Annotated in this window: 16 protein-coding genes; 13 read left to right on the top strand and 3 right to left on the bottom strand. The window is 66.9% G+C overall.

Going from position 1 to position 15,776, the window contains the following annotated elements; all coding sequences use genetic code 11:
• Both ON26_RS13885 and ON26_RS13880 read left to right on the top strand, forming a co-directional pair.
• The coding region (locus tag ON26_RS13885; RefSeq protein WP_174375398.1) for a WD40 repeat domain-containing protein at nucleotides 1-1,157 on the top strand (1,157 nt) is incomplete at its 5' end.
• A 182-nt stretch (nucleotides 1,158-1,339) separates the two neighbouring features.
• Nucleotides 1,340-2,182: an SGNH/GDSL hydrolase family protein gene (locus tag ON26_RS13880; protein WP_245545847.1), complete on the top strand. Its 843-nt coding sequence runs from the start codon at nucleotides 1,340-1,342 to the stop codon at nucleotides 2,180-2,182.
• A 475-nt stretch (nucleotides 2,183-2,657) separates the two neighbouring features.
• Here the strand turns inward: ON26_RS13880 and ON26_RS31645 are convergent, their stop codons facing one another.
• The 3 genes from ON26_RS31645 to ON26_RS13870 all read right to left on the bottom strand — a co-directional run bounded on the left by ON26_RS31645 (nucleotide 2,658) and on the right by ON26_RS13870 (nucleotide 4,911).
• Entirely contained in the window at nucleotides 2,658-3,185 is a 528-nt protein-coding gene (locus ON26_RS31645) for a hypothetical protein (RefSeq protein WP_051027038.1), read from the bottom strand.
• Nucleotides 3,186-3,663: 478 nt separating this feature from the next.
• Nucleotides 3,664-3,786 (bottom strand): hypothetical protein, encoded by a 123-nt coding sequence (locus ON26_RS34915; protein ID WP_085999006.1) that lies wholly within the window; start codon nucleotides 3,784-3,786, stop codon nucleotides 3,664-3,666.
• A gap of 138 nt (nucleotides 3,787-3,924) precedes the next feature.
• The gene (locus ON26_RS13870) at nucleotides 3,925-4,911 is read right to left on the bottom strand and encodes a zinc-dependent alcohol dehydrogenase family protein (protein ID WP_040796464.1); all 987 of its coding nucleotides are present in this window, start codon (nucleotides 4,909-4,911) and stop codon (nucleotides 3,925-3,927) included.
• A gap of 88 nt (nucleotides 4,912-4,999) precedes the next feature.
• Between ON26_RS13870 and ON26_RS13865 the strand changes: the two genes are divergently transcribed.
• The 11 genes from ON26_RS13865 (at nucleotide 5,000) to ON26_RS13815 (ending at nucleotide 15,659) form a co-directional block, all read left to right on the top strand.
• Complete coding sequence (locus ON26_RS13865) at nucleotides 5,000-5,374, top strand: winged helix-turn-helix transcriptional regulator (RefSeq protein ID WP_040796541.1); 375 nt, start codon at nucleotides 5,000-5,002, stop codon at nucleotides 5,372-5,374.
• A 432-nt stretch (nucleotides 5,375-5,806) separates the two neighbouring features.
• Nucleotides 5,807-6,811 carry a hypothetical protein gene (locus ON26_RS13860; RefSeq protein WP_040796463.1) on the top strand — a complete coding sequence of 335 codons (1,005 nt, stop codon included), beginning with the start codon at nucleotides 5,807-5,809 and terminating at the stop codon, nucleotides 6,809-6,811.
• Between the two features lie 137 nt (nucleotides 6,812-6,948).
• Nucleotides 6,949-7,383, top strand: coding sequence for a hypothetical protein (locus ON26_RS13855; protein ID WP_040796462.1), 435 nt, complete (start codon nucleotides 6,949-6,951; stop codon nucleotides 7,381-7,383).
• Nucleotides 7,384-7,514: 131 nt separating this feature from the next.
• A complete protein-coding gene (locus ON26_RS13850; protein WP_040796461.1) occupies nucleotides 7,515-9,047 on the top strand; it encodes an Hsp70 family protein in 1,533 nt (510 codons plus the stop codon).
• Nucleotides 9,048-9,073: 26 nt separating this feature from the next.
• Entirely contained in the window at nucleotides 9,074-10,210 is a 1,137-nt protein-coding gene (locus ON26_RS13845; RefSeq protein ID WP_040796460.1) for a DnaJ domain-containing protein, read from the top strand.
• 2 nt (nucleotides 10,211-10,212) lie between these two features.
• The gene (grpE, locus tag ON26_RS31640; RefSeq protein ID WP_051027037.1) at nucleotides 10,213-10,734 is read left to right on the top strand and encodes a nucleotide exchange factor GrpE; all 522 of its coding nucleotides are present in this window, start codon (nucleotides 10,213-10,215) and stop codon (nucleotides 10,732-10,734) included.
• Complete coding sequence (locus tag ON26_RS13835) at nucleotides 10,715-13,453, top strand: FtsK/SpoIIIE domain-containing protein (protein ID WP_040796459.1); 2,739 nt, start codon at nucleotides 10,715-10,717, stop codon at nucleotides 13,451-13,453. The genes grpE and ON26_RS13835 overlap by 20 nt, the downstream gene beginning before the upstream one ends.
• A 1-nt stretch (nucleotide 13,454) precedes the next feature.
• Nucleotides 13,455-14,093 (top strand): hypothetical protein, encoded by a 639-nt coding sequence (locus ON26_RS13830; protein WP_040796458.1) that lies wholly within the window; start codon nucleotides 13,455-13,457, stop codon nucleotides 14,091-14,093.
• 34 nt (nucleotides 14,094-14,127) lie between these two features.
• Nucleotides 14,128-14,388 carry a hypothetical protein gene (locus ON26_RS13825; RefSeq protein ID WP_040796457.1) on the top strand — a complete coding sequence of 87 codons (261 nt, stop codon included), beginning with the start codon at nucleotides 14,128-14,130 and terminating at the stop codon, nucleotides 14,386-14,388.
• Nucleotides 14,324-15,226 carry a DUF8616 domain-containing protein gene (locus ON26_RS31635; protein WP_157171892.1) on the top strand — a complete coding sequence of 301 codons (903 nt, stop codon included), beginning with the start codon at nucleotides 14,324-14,326 and terminating at the stop codon, nucleotides 15,224-15,226. Before ON26_RS13825 ends, ON26_RS31635 begins: the two co-directional genes overlap by 65 nt.
• Before the next feature lie 16 nt (nucleotides 15,227-15,242).
• On the top strand, nucleotides 15,243-15,659 hold the full coding sequence (locus ON26_RS13815) for a hypothetical protein (RefSeq protein ID WP_040796456.1): 417 nt from the start codon (nucleotides 15,243-15,245) through the stop codon (nucleotides 15,657-15,659).
• Nucleotides 15,660-15,776 lie beyond the last annotated feature (117 nt).

Below are 15,776 nucleotides of genomic sequence, written 5' to 3'. Positions count from 1 at the left end.
CCGGTCAGCCGATCGGAGAGCCACTCGTCGGTCACACGAGTGGCGCTTTCAGCGTGGCGATGAGCCCGGACGGGCAACGCATCGTCTCCGGCGCGATGGACGGCACCGTGCGGGTCTGGGACGTCTCCACGGTCGACTTCATCGACGCTCACTCCCAAGCCGTGAACAATGTGGCATTCAGCCCGGACGGGCAACGCATCGTCGCCGGTGGCCGCGACGGCACCGTGCGGATATGGGATGTGTCCACCGGCCGACCCGTCGGCCCGCCGATCACCGGGCATGCCGGCTCGGTGGCCGGCGTGGCCTACAGCCCGGACGGAAGACGGATAGCCACAGGCGGACGCGACGCCACCGTACGGTTATGGGACGCAACCACCGGGCAACCGATCGGCCCGCCGATGATCGGACACACCTCCTGGATTATCAGCGTCGCGTTCAGCCCGGACGGAAAACAGATAGCCTCCGGCGGCTACGACAGCACCGTGCGGGTGTGGGAGGCAGACACCGGCCGACCGATCGGACCGCCGATCAGCCATCCGAGCACCGTGCAGACCGTGGTGTTCAGTCCGGACGGTCGACGAATCGCCTCCGCATGCTGGGACGGCACCGTGCGCGTCTGGGACGCGCACACGGAACAGCCCGTCGGCGAGCCGATGACCGGACACGCGGGCGCTGTGATGGCCGTGGCGTACAGCCCTGATGGACACCGGATGGTTTCCGCCAGTCAGGACAACACCGTGCGGATGTGGGACGCGGCCACCGGAGAACCCCTCGGCCAGCCGATGACCGGACACACCGGAGTCGTGGACAGTGTGGTGTTCAGCCCGGATGGACAGCGCATCGTCTCCGGCGCATGGGACGACACCCTGCGAGTCTGGGATGCGGCCACGAGACAGCCGATCGGCCAGCCACTCACCGGACACACAGGCCCGGTCTTCAGTGTGTCGTTCAGTCCGGACGGGCAGCGCATCGTCTCGGGTAGCTGGGACGGCACCTTGCGGATATGGCCGACCGCCGAATCGAGCGAAGATCGATTGTGCGCCAAACTGTCCGCGAACATCAGCCGCCAGCACTGGCGTGAATGGATATCCCCGCATCTCGGCTACGTGAAGATCTGCCCTGATCTACCGATCCAACCCGACGACTACTCGCGATGAGAACCGCGGCGCCTGGTCACCAGACGTCTGAACGGCTGCCTGCTTCATCGATCACCGAATGCCCGTAGGCCGTTACCCGTTGCTGGACGACTTCTCTGAAAGGACGGATCGCCATGACAACCTTCGGGTCCCGACGCCATCACCGTGCCGTTTCCGCGGCGGGCTTGTGCGTGGCCGTTGTCATGGCCTGCGCGGGCACTGCGCAGGCCGCTCCGCAACCCGGGTCGGCGATGATCTATGTCGCGATGGGCGACTCCTTCTCTTCAGGGCTCGGCATAGCTCCTCAGGCCCACCCCGGGGCCTTCGAGGTCTGCTCCCGCTCGACGGTCAACTACCCGACCTTGGTTGCCGCCGCGCTCGGCGCGGCCGAGGTCCGCGACGTCACCTGCGCGGGGGCAGGCACCGCCGATCTCAGTGGACCGCAACTCGATCTCGACGGCTCCCTGATCGCGCCTCAATACGATGCCCTCACGCCCGACACCACCCTCGTCACCGTCGGGATCGGCGGCAACGACGTCGGCATGTTCCCACTCTTCGTCACCTGCACGAACTGGCTACCCGAACCGTTCGGGCTGTCCTGTGCCCAAACCAGCACCGCCGGAGGCAGAGACACGATGGGCGAGCGCATCGAGGCGTTCGCCCCGGCATACGGCGCCATGATCGATGAGATACGCCGACGCGCCCCACAGGCACGAATTCTGCTGGTCGGCTACCCCCTGGGCATCCGCCAGGACGGATGCCCGGGCACGCAGCCGGTCTGGCCCGCCGACGCGAATTACGAACGGGCCAAGATCGACCAGCTCAACTCCGTCATGCAACAGCAGGCGGCCGCCCACCAAGCCACCTACCTCGACTTGGGCGCCTCCGCCGACGGTCATGACGTCTGTGCCCCGGTAGGCGAACGGTGGATCGAGGGGACGATTCCCTCCTCCCCCGCCGCCACCGCACCGGGACATCCCAACGCCGCCTATCACGACAACGCCGCCCGCCGGATACTGACCGTCATCAGCCACAAAACACCATGAGAGGGGTGACTACTCGGTCCTCCTGGTCACCGACCACCGCCCCCGACTCAACCCCGAAGTCCAGCAGACGGTCGATGCGGGGCAGGATCACCCCGATCAGGAAGGAGCTCGACGATGGCGACGGACACACAGCCGCCGAGCAGCCGCCCCGAACCACCCGTCCGGCCCGAACCCCGACCATCCCGCACGGGCGGCTACGACCCGCAGACCATGCCGGACAGCCTCGGCAACCCACCGATCGCGCACCGTCCCTACCCCGGCATGCCGGACCGCGCAGACTGGCTCGAACACCTCGACCAACGCGTTCCCGGCCCCGAACACCGCGCCCCGCGGGAACACCCCCCCCGGAGAGCAGGAGTCGAGTTCATGGGCCCTCCCGAGAGAGGTCGAGCACACGGTCGGATCTCGACGAAGTCTGCGCGCACGTGGTGCACGAGTATCCGGATGTCTTCCGGTCGGCGCCCATCGGCCCGGCTCACCGCACCTCCCCGCTCCGACACCAATCGACCACCGACCGCGCCGCCGCACCGGACTCGGTATCGGCCACCAGAATGAGGTACGAGGTGCCGAGACCGCGCAGGCCGTTGATCGAACATTCGTAGCCGATCCGATGCGCCGCCTCCCGAACCCACCGGATCGCGCGCGTCCGCTCGGCCACGGAGGTCCGCCCGGCATCACACAGGATCAGGAGGCGGCGGGCGGCGATGGCGACCGCTGCCCCGGTCATGCTCTCGCACAACTGATTTCCACAGGAGCGCGCCTTCGTCGCGCGGTACAGCGACCGGAGGTTCATCCGACCGGCGCCGGACTCGCCGAACAGGGCCGCCACCATCGACCGATCGATAACGAGGACGATCGCGTCGGCGCCGGCCTGGATGCCGACGGTGATCGGCTGTGCGGAGGCCCCGGACCCACCGCCCGGCCGCGAGCACGCGCCAGGCGGTGGGTCGATACGACTCGCCGGAATGTCACAGCGGCGCAACTCCGTGAAGATCACGTCCACCAGGTGATTCGGCGGATCGGAGGCGACCGGCGTCCGGACGACCTGCTCATCCGTGGACGGAAGAGATGTGCCGCGCCGAGGCCGCACATACGTCCTGCCCCTGGGGTTCCGCTTCGTGGCGATCACTGCTGTCGTACCTGTCTGTGTGTTTCCGTGATGTCCGGACGTCGAACATCGCCTCGATCCGAGACTTGATCTCGGCGGTGCTGAATGTCATCTCGCCGTCTCTTCTCCGGTCCGCGATTCCCGGTGCAGCCATGCATTACTCCTGAAATAGAAAAGCGCACGACTCATCGCCGGAAAACTGCCGAGTCCGTGTGCAGACACGATCCGCAAGAATTCCCATACGGGCAATAGGCGGCAATTGTGGCGCCATCTCGCAGCACCACTCGGCGGAGGGTGGCGCTACACCGCTTCCAGCCGCATCCCACCCGCCACCAGGGCGGGTCGCCGAACCGACGGCGAGTTCACATCCGGTTCAGCGCTTCCTCTTTCGCACGATCACGCTCGACTCCTGCTGCCGTTCACGCTTCGCCGCCCGGCGCTGCTCGAGGGTAACCGTGGGTTTCTTCAGCGATTTCCCGCGCGATTTGTCAGCCATGGCCGCTCCTTTTCCGAAGTTTTATCCGACCGACATCGACCATACGTCAGAAAAAATAAAAAGCCAGTCGGGCGCTGTCCAGCTCGATCCTTCCCGGCCCGGTTCTCCATCGACGGTGGGTGCGAGAGAAGGCGAAGATCACCGCGGAACCGTGACGACGATCTTCTTCCCGCCGTGCAACCCCTTCTCGAGGTGACGGTGTGCCTCGACGACATCGTCGATAGCGAACACCCTGTCGATGGCCGGCCGCAGCGCGCCGAGGCGCACCCCGGCGTTCAAGAAGGCCGCCATGCGTTTCACCACCACGGCGTCGAGGGTGTGCTCGAAACTTCGGTAGTTGTGGATCAGCGATGCGCCTTCCGGGAAGGGCGTCGGCCGAGGATCCAGGAAGCCCGCGACGACCAGCGTCGCACCGGGACGGGCAGCCTGCAGGAGTTCCCGCTGACCCGGTCCCTTGACCAGGTCGAGGACGATATCGGCGCCGGCCCCACCGGTGTGGTGGCGGACGGCCTCCACGATGTCCACGTCGTCGCTGACGATCACCGCGGCAGCGCCGGCCGCGCTCAACTCGTCCCGCTTCGCGGCGCTGCGGGTGAGGGCGATGGGCACCGCGCCGATCTGATTCGCGATCTGTATCGCAGCCCGGCCGACACCGCCGGACGCGGCAGTGATCAGGACCTGATCGCCGGGACGCATCCCCGCCTTCTCGATGAGCGCGCCGTAGGCCGTGGAGTACGCGACCCAGATCGCCGCCGCCTCCTCGACGCCGAGCCCGTCGGGCCGGGCGAGCACCCGGCTCGCGGGGACCGTGGTGTATTCGGCGTAGCTACCCCGCACGCTCGCGTCCGGAACGGCCGTGAGGATCACCGGATCCCCGACCGCCACCCCGGCCACATCGGGGCCCACCGCATCGATGACGCCGGTCCCCTCCACACCGAGACGGGCGTGCGGCAGGGCAACGGCCGCGGGCATGCTCCCGGAACGCATCATCTGATCGAGCGGGTTGACAGCGAACGCCTCGATCCCGACCCGCACCTCACCGGCCGCCGGCTCGACGATCGGCTCCTCGACGACGCGCATGACTTCCGGTCCGCCGAACCGATCGAACACAACAACTCGTGACATGGTGATTCCTCCGCTTCCGGCACTGAATTCGTTGCTCTCCGGAAGACGCTACGGAGCCCTGCGTTACCTCCTGGTACCTTCGAATTCCATGCAGAACACCGCCGGACCGGCATTCCTCGTCGACTGCCCCACCCGCCTGGCGGTCGAGATCATCTCCGACAAGTGGACCGTGCTCGTGCTCTTCGGCCTCAGCCACGGCCCCCACAGGCATGGCGAACTCGTCGACCTCATCGGCGGCGGCATCTCCCGCAAGGTCCTCACCCAGACGCTGCGCCGGCTCCAGCAATACGGTCTCGTCGAACGCCGCGCCGACGCGCCGCGGCGGGTCGTGTACAGCCTCACCGACCTCGGCCGGACCCTCATCGAGCCCATCGAAGTCCTCACGAGCTGGGCGAGAGACCACGGCGGGGCGATCGTCGACTTCCAGGAAGCGGCCGAAGGCACTACACCGCACGCCGGGTAAGCGCGTCATTGCCCGGTCATCGGGCCCCACCGCACGGAACTCGACGGGTACCCATCACCGAGCCCGCGCTCGACTCGAAGCGCTCCCTCACCGCTCTCCGTCCGGTCGGGCAGGACGATGACGTCCAGGCCCGGCGATGGGGCGGGGTCCCGAGCGGGCCCTGATCAGATCCGGCGCGCTCCCACGGGGCCGGTCAGGCACAGCCGATGTCCGCCATTTGTAGGACTGACGCGAGGCAACGTGGGATGCGAAGCTCACATGGGCGGGGAGCGCCTCGATCACCGACCCGATCCACGTGCCGAGCAATACCGCAGTGCACGGCCGAATCGTCGACGGCATCGATCACAGGATCTGTCCGGAACGGAGATCCCGCGCCCCGCCGTGTCCAGATCAGCAATTTCGGGGAAATTGGATTACAGAGGCACCCTCTCGATGACCGCACCGAACCGGACCATCTGCCAGCGCGAGGCCGAATCGCCTTCGCACCGACTCAGTCCCGAGACCACCGAATGTTCGGCTACCGGGGGCATCGAAACTGCTCTCGCGTTCTGGGAGTCGCTGGGCTGTCCGGTAGATATCGATGAACTCGCCGAACATCACCTGTTCACCTGGCTGGCCGGCCTGCTGAAAGCAGGCCGCGACATCTCGGCGCTGCGGAGGGCACTCGAGGCGCTGCGGCCGGTGGTCGAACGCGGTCATCCGGTGCTGTCGGCGCAGACCCTGCACCGTATCGACGGTGCCGTCCTGGCCGTGACCACACACACCACCGCACTGGTGGTTTCCGCCGACCCGATAGTACGGTCCGGACTGGCTGCCACACTCACCGAGCAGGGTGTCATGACCTGGCCGAAGCGTCTCGACGACGCGGTCCCGCAGGCAGCGGTGGCCTGGAGTTACGTCTTCGTCTGGTTGCCGTCTCCGCGCGGCATCGACCCGAACTCCAGTGTCGGATGGATCGCCGAAGCCGCGCCGACAGGGGTGCCCGTGATCGCGGTCCACCCCAGCAGCATCACCGAACTGTTCCGGCTCCGGCTGGCCGAGGCCGGCACCCGCTACGTGCTGTCCCAACGCTGGCTGGCCGAACATGCCGGTGAACTCGCGCACATGCTCTCGAATGCCGAACTGCCCGAACAATTTCACCTCGAGACACCGCTGGCCTTGCGGCAGCGGCTCGGTCTGCGCCTGTCGGGGCAACTGGCCCCGCTCCTCGAAGCAGCCGCCGAACTGGATGCCGATGTGTGGCGTACGGCACCTGACGAACCGGCGCCGACCGTCGCCCGCTCCGACATCAAACGACTCCGGACGATCGCCTGTGAGGAAGCCGGCATACCTCCTCCGTTCGGGCGGTATTCGACCGCGATGCGCAATGCGCCGAAGACTCCGGATTGGCGTGATGTGCAACGGGTTGTGCGTCAATCACTCAATCTCGCTGAGTAACAGATCATTCCTGGCGAACCACTAGCACATCGCTTGCGGCACTACAACCGCAAGCAATGCAACGTGAACCAGCGGAGAGTTCTACGAAGGACGCCGATCCCGGAGCGAATGGGCGGCGAAGACACGAAGGAGTACATATGGACGGCGGTGTGATCTTCGGCCTCGTCGTGGTGGTGCTGATCGGCCTGTTCGGGTTCTACCTGTGGATCCACAGCCAGGCCAAGCGAACCGACGAAACGGTCGTGCCCATCAGCGCCTCGCGCGTAGCCGACGCGGTGTCGCAGTCGTTCGGTCCGCTCTGGAAGGACTGGGAAGGCCCGGCGCAGATCAACAAGAAGCGTCGCGGCTGGGTCGCCGCGTACGGGAAAGGGCACCTCGGCGGTTCGGGCCCGGTTGTGTCGGTGCAGATCGAACCGGCGTCCAACGGTGGTACCCAGGTGTCGGTGTGGATGTCGGCGTGGATCACCGACCACGGGGTCCCGCTGCTCTCGGGCACCGCGTACCGGCAGAAGCGCAAGATCCTCAAGCGCGTCGAGGCGGCAGCCGCACAGCAGGGTGCCACCACTCTGTAGGTAGCACTACACCGCCCCACGATCCAGGGACCGTGGGGCGGTGACCGTCCGCCCCACATCAGGTGCTGCGCCGGAAAGAGCCCGGACACAGCCGGATCGCGAATCAGACGCCCCCGACGATCGGATCGAAAATGGCCAAGGCAATCGGCATCGACCTCGGAACCACGTACTCCGCAGTGGCGGTCCTGCGTGAGACCGGTACGCCCGAGATCCTCCCGAACCGCGACGGCGAGGACATCACCCCGTCCGTGGTGCTGATCCAAGAAATCGGCGGTCGTGTCGAACCGCTCGTCGGGACGATGGCCAAGCACTCGGCAGCGAGTGCACCAGAGGACGTGGTGCAGTTCGTGAAACGCCAGATGGGCAACCCGTCATGGCGGTTCGACTCCCCCGGGGGCGAATCGTATACGGCCGAGGAGATTTCCGCGATCATCCTCAAACGCCTGAAAGAGGACGCCGAACTCGCACTCGGCGAGCCGGTGCGGGACGCGGTCATCACCGTGCCCGCCTACTTCGACGACGCGCGCCGGACCGCGACCCAGCACGCAGGCCGGATCGCCGGGCTCAATGTCCTGCGGGTACTGAACGAGCCGACCGCCGCGGCCCTGTCGTTCGGTCTGGACACCTCCGCGGAAGGGATCGTGCTCGTCTACGACCTCGGTGGCGGCACCTTCGACGTCACGTTGCTGAAGATCACCGACGGCGAGTTCGAGGTGCTGGGCACCGACGGTGACCGCAACCTCGGTGGGTTCGACTTCGACAACCGGCTGATGGAGTACGTCGCCGGGAAGATCGAGGCAGAAGGCGGCCCGGACCTGCTCGAGGAACCTGCGCAGGTCGTGATGCTGCGCGAGAAGGTGGAGATGGCCAAGCGGAGTCTGACGACCGTGGCCACCACGATGATCCACGTCTCGGCCGGCGGCCGGCCTTTTCGGGTCCAGGTCGAACGCAGCGAATTCGAGCGCATCACAGCCGATCTGATGAGCAGGACCGAGGACATCACCGAACTCGTTCTCGAAGAGGCAGGCTACACCTGGCCCCGGGTCGACCACGTGCTCCTGGTGGGCGGTTCGACGCGGATGCCGATGGTCCGCGCGCTCGTGGAACGGCTCGCCGGTAGACCCGTGGACCGCAGTGTGCATCCCGACGAAGCAGTGGCGTTGGGCGCGGCCATCCAGGCGGCGGTGGAGCAGTCGTCCGTGGCGGGCGCGGACCTCGCCTATCTCGGCGGAAAGCCGCTCGTCGTCGACGATGTCACCTCGCAGGCACTCGGTGTCATCACCGTCGGCGCAGACCTGCGGACGAAGATCAACACCATCGTAGTTCCGCGCAACACGAAGGTCCCCGCGAAGATGAGCGAGGATCTGCACACGGTGCACGACAACCAGACCGCCGTCGAGGTCGAGGTGACCGAGGGCGAGGAGACGAACCCGGACTATGTCGTCGTGGTCGGCTCCAAGACCCTTCCGATTCCGCCCTATCCAGCCGGTGCTCCTGTACGGGTCACCTACGCCTACGACATCGATCAGACCGTGTTCGTCGAGCTGACCGATCTCACCACCGGCAGGTCGCTGGGCACCTTCACGGTCGACAGACCGGCGAACCTCGCCGACGCCCAGCTCAGAGCAGCGGAGATCAAGGTCTCCGGTCTGCCCGTCCTTTGAATAGAGCCGTACTCAGGAGACCCATCATGGCATTCGTCAACTACTACGAGATCCTCGAGATCGCCCAGCCGTCCGACGACGACACGATCAAGAAGGCCATCCGCAAGCAGCGCAAGGAATGGCGCAACAGGACGGCTCATCCCAAGGCGGAGACCCGCGCGCTCGCGGAGAAGATGACCCAGCATATCTCCGATGCCGAGGCAGTCCTGCTCGACCCCGCCAAGCGCGCCGACTACAACCGTCAGCTCGCCGCCCAGGTCAACGCACCCGAACGACCGCAGCAGGGCGGCGGGAGCGGCCGCAACTGGCTGGAGATCACCCGCCAGTATCTTGCCGACGGTACCCCGTCCCGCGCCAACTACGCCGCTCGGGAGGCAACGCAGAACAGCCCCGGCGATCCCGAGGCGTGGTATCTGCGCGGCGTCACCTCGTCGATGCTCGACAATGTCGCGGACGCGGAATTCGAGTTGAGCGAGGCGCTGCGGCTCGACCCCAACAATGCCTCCTACCACTGCGAACTCGCCGACCTGTATGCCTCGGCCGAGCAGTGGTCCCGCGCGCAGCAGTCATACCAGCGGGCAAGCGACCTGGAGCCGGGCAATCCCTACTACCAGGTCGGCGTCGCGACGATGCATTGCGCGCAGGAGCGCCCCGATCTGGCGCTGCCGACGCTGGAGCAGTCGGTGGCCGTCAACCCACAGGTCGAGTTGTTCCGCGTCCATCTCGCGATCGCCTTGGCCGACAACCTGACCAACCAGTGGTCGCAGTTCGGCGACGGCTCGCGGAGCATCCTCAACCATGCCCAGCTCGAGCTGAGCAAGACGACCCTGCAACGCATCAAGAGTCTCAACGTAACCGATCCCGAGTTGACCGAGCACCTCGACGAAATCGACCGCGTGGTGGGCAATGCCGACCGGGTCCGCTGGTACAGCTCCGACAATCTCCTCGTCTACGCCGGCGGCATGCTGGCGTCGCTGATCGCCGTGTTCTTCCTCGCCGATCCCTCGACCGCGCTTGTCGGGCTGGTGGGGCTGGCCGGGCTGATCGGCATTCCGGCGCTCTTCGTCAAACGCCATCATGTGGCCGGATGGGTGTGGGACAGCCGCAATGCCCCCGCCTACGCCAAGAAGACCGGTCTGCAGCCGACCATTGCGGTCTCGTGACGATGGCCGGAGGACCCGCATCCCAGGAGTCTCTGCTGCAGCAGATCCACACCGACGTCGCCAATCTCACGGATCTGTTCCGGCGAAGGCTGATGGACGACAAGGTGCGTAGCGGGCTTTTCGAAACGCTGCAGGAACAGGTCAGCACGGCACGGGATCTGTTGCGCTACCGAGCTTTCGAATCGCTCTTCCGGGAGGCGTTGCTGGCGGTCGACCGGCTCCAAACGGAGCCGGTGACTGTGGAGCTCGTCGATTCCGCGGTGGCGGAACTGCTGGAGGTGTTCGCCCGCCGCACCTTGCTGCCGATCGACGATTCCGGCGAGTTCGATCCGCGCTGGCACGAGGCCATCGAGACGGTGCAGGCGAGCGAACGGATTCCGGCCGGTGCGATCGTCGCCGTGCACCGCACCGGTTACACCCTCGACGGGCGTCTGCTCCGTCCGGCCCAGGTGACGGTTGCTGTCGCGCCCGGCGCTTCGGCTACCCGTCCGCGGCAGGTACCCGATGCCGGCGTCTCGTACTGATCACATCGCCGGGCGCCTCCGGCAAGCACATGCCGAGGCGCTCGGCGCCCTCGACGCCGCCACGGCACAGGCCGCCGCGGTGTTTCAGGACGCCGAGCGCGCGGCGACGGCGCGCTTCGAACGCCAGGCCGCCATCATCCGGAAGCACTCGGATCGTCGGGCCGAGCAATGCGCCGACAGCGCGAGAGATCTCGGAACCGCGCTGACAGCCGATCGCGAAGGAGCGGTGGCCGCAGCAGATTTCATTACGATCGGCATGTTGTCGCTGCCGGCCGCCGATGGCGGCAGGACCGGCACACCGTGCGTATTGCCACTGCTCGGCAGGGGCAACATCGTCCTCGACGTGACAGGCGATCACGAAACCGGCCTGATCCGGCATATCGTCGCCGAGACCTACTCCGGCACGGCGCCCGGGCAGGTCGATGTCATCGGCTTCGATCCGCTGCTCGCCGGCGTGCTCTCGCCGTTCGCGGGCATCAAAGCGGCAGCGGAATCCGCCCTGACCGTCCTGTACCGCCCCGCCGAGCTCAGCGAGCTGGTCGATCGGCTCGCCGGCGATGTGCAGCGGGTGAACGACGTGTTGCGCGGCACCTGCGATGACCTTCTCGCGTACCGCGAGCACACCGGACACCCCGTCGAACGCCTGCAGTTGGTGGTCCTTGCCGACGCACCCGCCGGTATCGACGAACAGACATTTCATCAATTGCTCTCCTTGATGAAAGTCGGCCCGGTGGCGGGTATTTCCTTTCTCTGGTCGATACGTCCCGGCAGCGATACTCCCGACTGGTGGGATCGTGCGGCGATCGACGCCGCCGCGCAGGTGCTTTCCGCTGGGCAGGATGCTCTCCGATGGCAGGCGCACCCGCAATTCCGCCTGGAGCTGCACCAGCGCACTGCGAGCGAGATCGTCGCGACAGCCGACAGGCTCGCGACCCGCATTTCGGACGCGGTAGCACCGAGTGTCGCGTTCGAACAGGTCCAGCCACTCGACCGGCGGTGGCAGGAGTCCTCGGCCGAGGGCATCACGTTCGCCATCGGCACCGCCGGCCGGCGCACCATCGAGGTGACACTCGGCGACGAACGACAACAGCGGCACAACGCACTGGTCACCGGCGCGGTCGGGCAAGGCAAGTCCAACCTGCTGCTGGTCGTCGTGCACAGTCTGTGCCAGCGCTACGCACCGGACGAACTCGCCTTCTACATGCTCGATTTCAAGGCCGGTGTGACACTGTTCCCCTTCGCCTCCACTCCCGGGTCCCTGGATTACCTACCCCATGCGCGGGTGCTGGGGCTCGAGAGCGACCGCGAATTCGGTGTCGCCGTCCTCGAACATCTCGAAGCCGAACTGGGTCGGCGAGCGCGGTTGTTCCGCCCCTACGGCGACGACATCGCCAAATACCGCGCCGCCGTGCCCGAGGCGATCATGCCCCGGATCGTGCTGATCATCGACGAATTTCAGATGATGTTCGACCCCGTGGACAACAACGCCGAGCGCGCGGCTCATCTACTGGAGGGATTGGCCCGCCGGGGCCGTTCGTGCGGGGTCCACATCATCCTGGCCTCGCAGACGATCTCCGGCATCGCGGCGCTCATGAGCCGCGAGAACGGTATCTTCGCGCAGTTCCCTGTCCGGATCGCCTTGAAGAACTCGGTCGGCGAATCCTTTGCGAGCCTCATGCAGGGCAATGCCGCTGCCGCCCAGCTCCGCATGCGCGGGGAGGCGATCCTGAACCTCGACTACGGCATACCCACCGCCAACCAGCACACCACGATCGCAGTCGCCGACCAGGAGGTCCTCGCCCAAGTGCGCAAGGACTGGTGGGAGGCGGCCCGCAATTCGGCCACCCCACCGCAAGTATTCGACGGGACCGAGCCGGTCCGGGCAGGCGTGGCCGCTCCGGCGATCACCGCCATGCGTAGCCGGGTGGCAGCGGGCGCTGCGGCACCGGCTGCCCTGGTGGGCTATCCGATCGAAGTGTCGCGCACTCCCCTGGCCATTCCGCTGTCCGACGACCCCGGCCGCAATATCGTGGTGCTCGGGGCCGGGGAGAAGGGCGGTCAGGACGATGCCGGCGTAGCGGTCAACAACGCCATCGGCATCCTCCAGACGGCGGCGGTGAGCCTGGCACTGCAACATCCGGACTCCGACGCCGAATTCATCTGCTTCGATCTGCTGGACGAGGCGACCGCTCGGCGCAACAACCACACGGAGTGGCTGAGCCTGATGCAACAGCTCGGCTGCCGGGTGCATGTCGTCGGAAAGGGTGAGGTCGCCACCCGCCTGCAGACCATCGCCGACGGTCTCGCCGATCGGGAGCCGCGACGCCGGTCCTATCTCATCGCATTCGGGCTCGACCGCGCACCGGATCTCGAAATCCCGGACATGTTCGCCCACACACGCGCCGAAGATCTGCGGACCATCCTCCGCGACGGACCGTCACGCGGCGTGCATGTCATCGGATGGTGGTCGAACGCCGCGACGTTCAAATCCCACATCGGCTTCGGCGGCGACGGGTTCGTGGAATGCCTGATCGTGCTCCGCCTCGATCAGAGCACCACGCAAGAGTTCCTCGGCCCGTTCGTCACCTGGTCGGTACGCGACAATCGCGGACTCGTCTCCGACCGCACCCAGCTCGCGGAACCGACCACCGTCGTCCCGTTCGCGCCGCTCACCGAAGACGACAGCCGACTGCTGCTCGATGCTAGCCGGGAGGCTTGAGATGGCTGTAGAGAGATCGGCAGACCGAGCCGAACTGTTCGCCCGTTACGAGGCGGCCCTGAAAGATCTCGCCGACGTCCCCGGACGGCTGGCCCGTGAACTGGCGAATGCCACGGCAACGCACGATTCGACCCGTGCGACTGCCGGCGCCGCGGCGAAGCGGAACCAGGAACAGCTGGCCGCCTTGCGCCGGACGCTGACCAGCGGCTACCACGAGCAGGCCACCGCCCTGAGAGCGGCCAATATCTCCGTCCCGCAACAGGTCAGGGCTGTTCCGGGACGAAGAGGCGACGCCGACGCACTGTCGGCGGCTGTCGCCGCGCAGCGCGAGGCCGAGAAGGCCGTGGCCGTGGCACTCCGAGCCGCCGCTCGCGCCGCCGAACAGCAGACGAAAGAGGAACAGGCGCGGGCCGCCGCCGCGCTCGACGCCGCAGCAGCCTTACGCAGGCGGCAGGAACAGATTCTCCGTGCCCGGCAGGAGGCCGAAGACCCGCCCCGAATCGAACAGGTGGCAGAGGTGGCGGCAGGGCCGGAACCCCAGGACGACGGAGCACACGCGAAACGGCAACGCCAGGCCGCCATCGTCACGGTCGCCGCGCTGCTCCTGCTGATCGCCGCCGCCGCGCTGCTCCTCACATGAGGCCCCGGACAACAACCCATCGAAAGGATTCACGATGTCTCAGCTGACACAGGTCAAGCAACAACTCACTTCCATCGGCAGCGACGCCAAGACGACAGCCGCCGGCCTCCAGGGATTCCGGAGCAAGTTCGCGCAGGCGGTCGCTCAGGTCCAGGCAACGATCGGCGGCAGCGCCGCAGGAGTGGACAAAGACATGATCCAGACGCTGCAAGCGGCCGAGAAACAGGTCGATGCTGCGATTGCCGCGCTCCAGCACGCCTCTCAGGCCGCGAGTCGGTTCGCCTCGTCGTTGTGAAAACGGCAACCGCTGCGCGAACGGCCCCGGCCCAGCCATGAGCGAATTGCAGGAGCTCTGCCGAACGCTCGAATCGGTGAATCGTGATGCCGACCGGCTCGCGGCAGAACTCACCCACCGGGCCCAGCACCTGATGCAGGCCGCCGGCCGGGCGGCCGGTGCAGCAGACAGCTCCAGCCGCCGGGAATGCGCTCAGGTAGCGCAGACGTTGCAGGCCGCGGCACGATCGGCACACCAGGCAGCGCGACTGCTGCACCAGGTTGCCGTGTCGGGCCGTGGTTTCGTCACCCGGCACGCCGGAACTGGAACCGGCGGCGCACGAATCGGCTCCGCGGGCGCCGCAAACCCCCGCCCCGGAACAGCGACCGCGCAATCCATCTTCGACGAGCAATCTTTTGCTTTCGACAAGGGGCCGGGCCGGTTCTTCCTCGCACCCGACGACGCCCTCCGCGACCTGGCCGACACGATGCCCCGTCCCACCGACGGCAGCTATCTGGCGGTGATCCACGGCGCCGCGGATGTGGTTGGCGTCGGCGACACGGACCTGAGCGCGACCGAGCTCGCGTCGTTGATCCGCAGCGACCCCGGGTATCAGGAAGGCCGGCCCGTGACCCTGTTCGCCTGCTCCACTGGGCAGGACCCGAACGGATTCGCCCAGCAATTGGCGGATCGACTCGGTGTCCCGGTCACAGCGCCGACGAGCCTGGTCTGGTTACCACCGGACACACGCGGCAGCATTGTGGTGACACCGCAGGATCCGATCACCGGCGGACCCGCGCTCGATCCCAACGGCCGCGGATACGGCGGGTGGCGCCGTTTCGAACCCGCTGCCGCGTGATCCGCCACAACGACCTATGAACGAGGAGGCCAGGACGGTGCAGACCATCCCCCGCGGCGGACGACAGGAAACGCCCCAGCCCGACGAGCACGACGCCCTCATCGGCTACCTGTCCCGGGCAGCTGTCGTGACGGCAGCGGCCGGTGCCGCCGTCGATGAACACGACCCGTCGAAAGGCGCCGTGGTGCCGATCGGCCTGGTCACCGACGGCACGCTCGTCTGGCCGATGGAGGTCCGGTACTACTACCAGACCTATGGCGGCGGCATCGACGCAACCGTCCTGGACAGTGCGCGCCGCCACGGTTTCGCGATGCCCGCGATATCCGCCGCAGATCTCGCCACGATCAGGACCCAGGTGCTCACCGCGTCGCCCACCGCATCCGATGACGACTACGCAGATATCCGCGGGGATGCACCTGATCCGTTCGGATGACGGGTCGTCGCACAGCACAACCATGGTCCATCAGCCGGAGAAAGCCGCGCCCCACAGTCATGGGCAAGGCGTATGCTGGCGGCTCACAGGGGGGGCATCACGGCGGTGGTTGATGGT

Origin of the sequence: Nocardia higoensis NBRC 100133 (genome assembly GCF_000308595.1) — a bacterium.
Lineage (GTDB): Bacteria > Actinomycetota > Actinomycetes > Mycobacteriales > Mycobacteriaceae > Nocardia > Nocardia higoensis.
The sequence above is the reverse complement of the archived record's forward strand: the minus strand, read 5'-3'. Positions and strand labels throughout refer to the sequence as shown.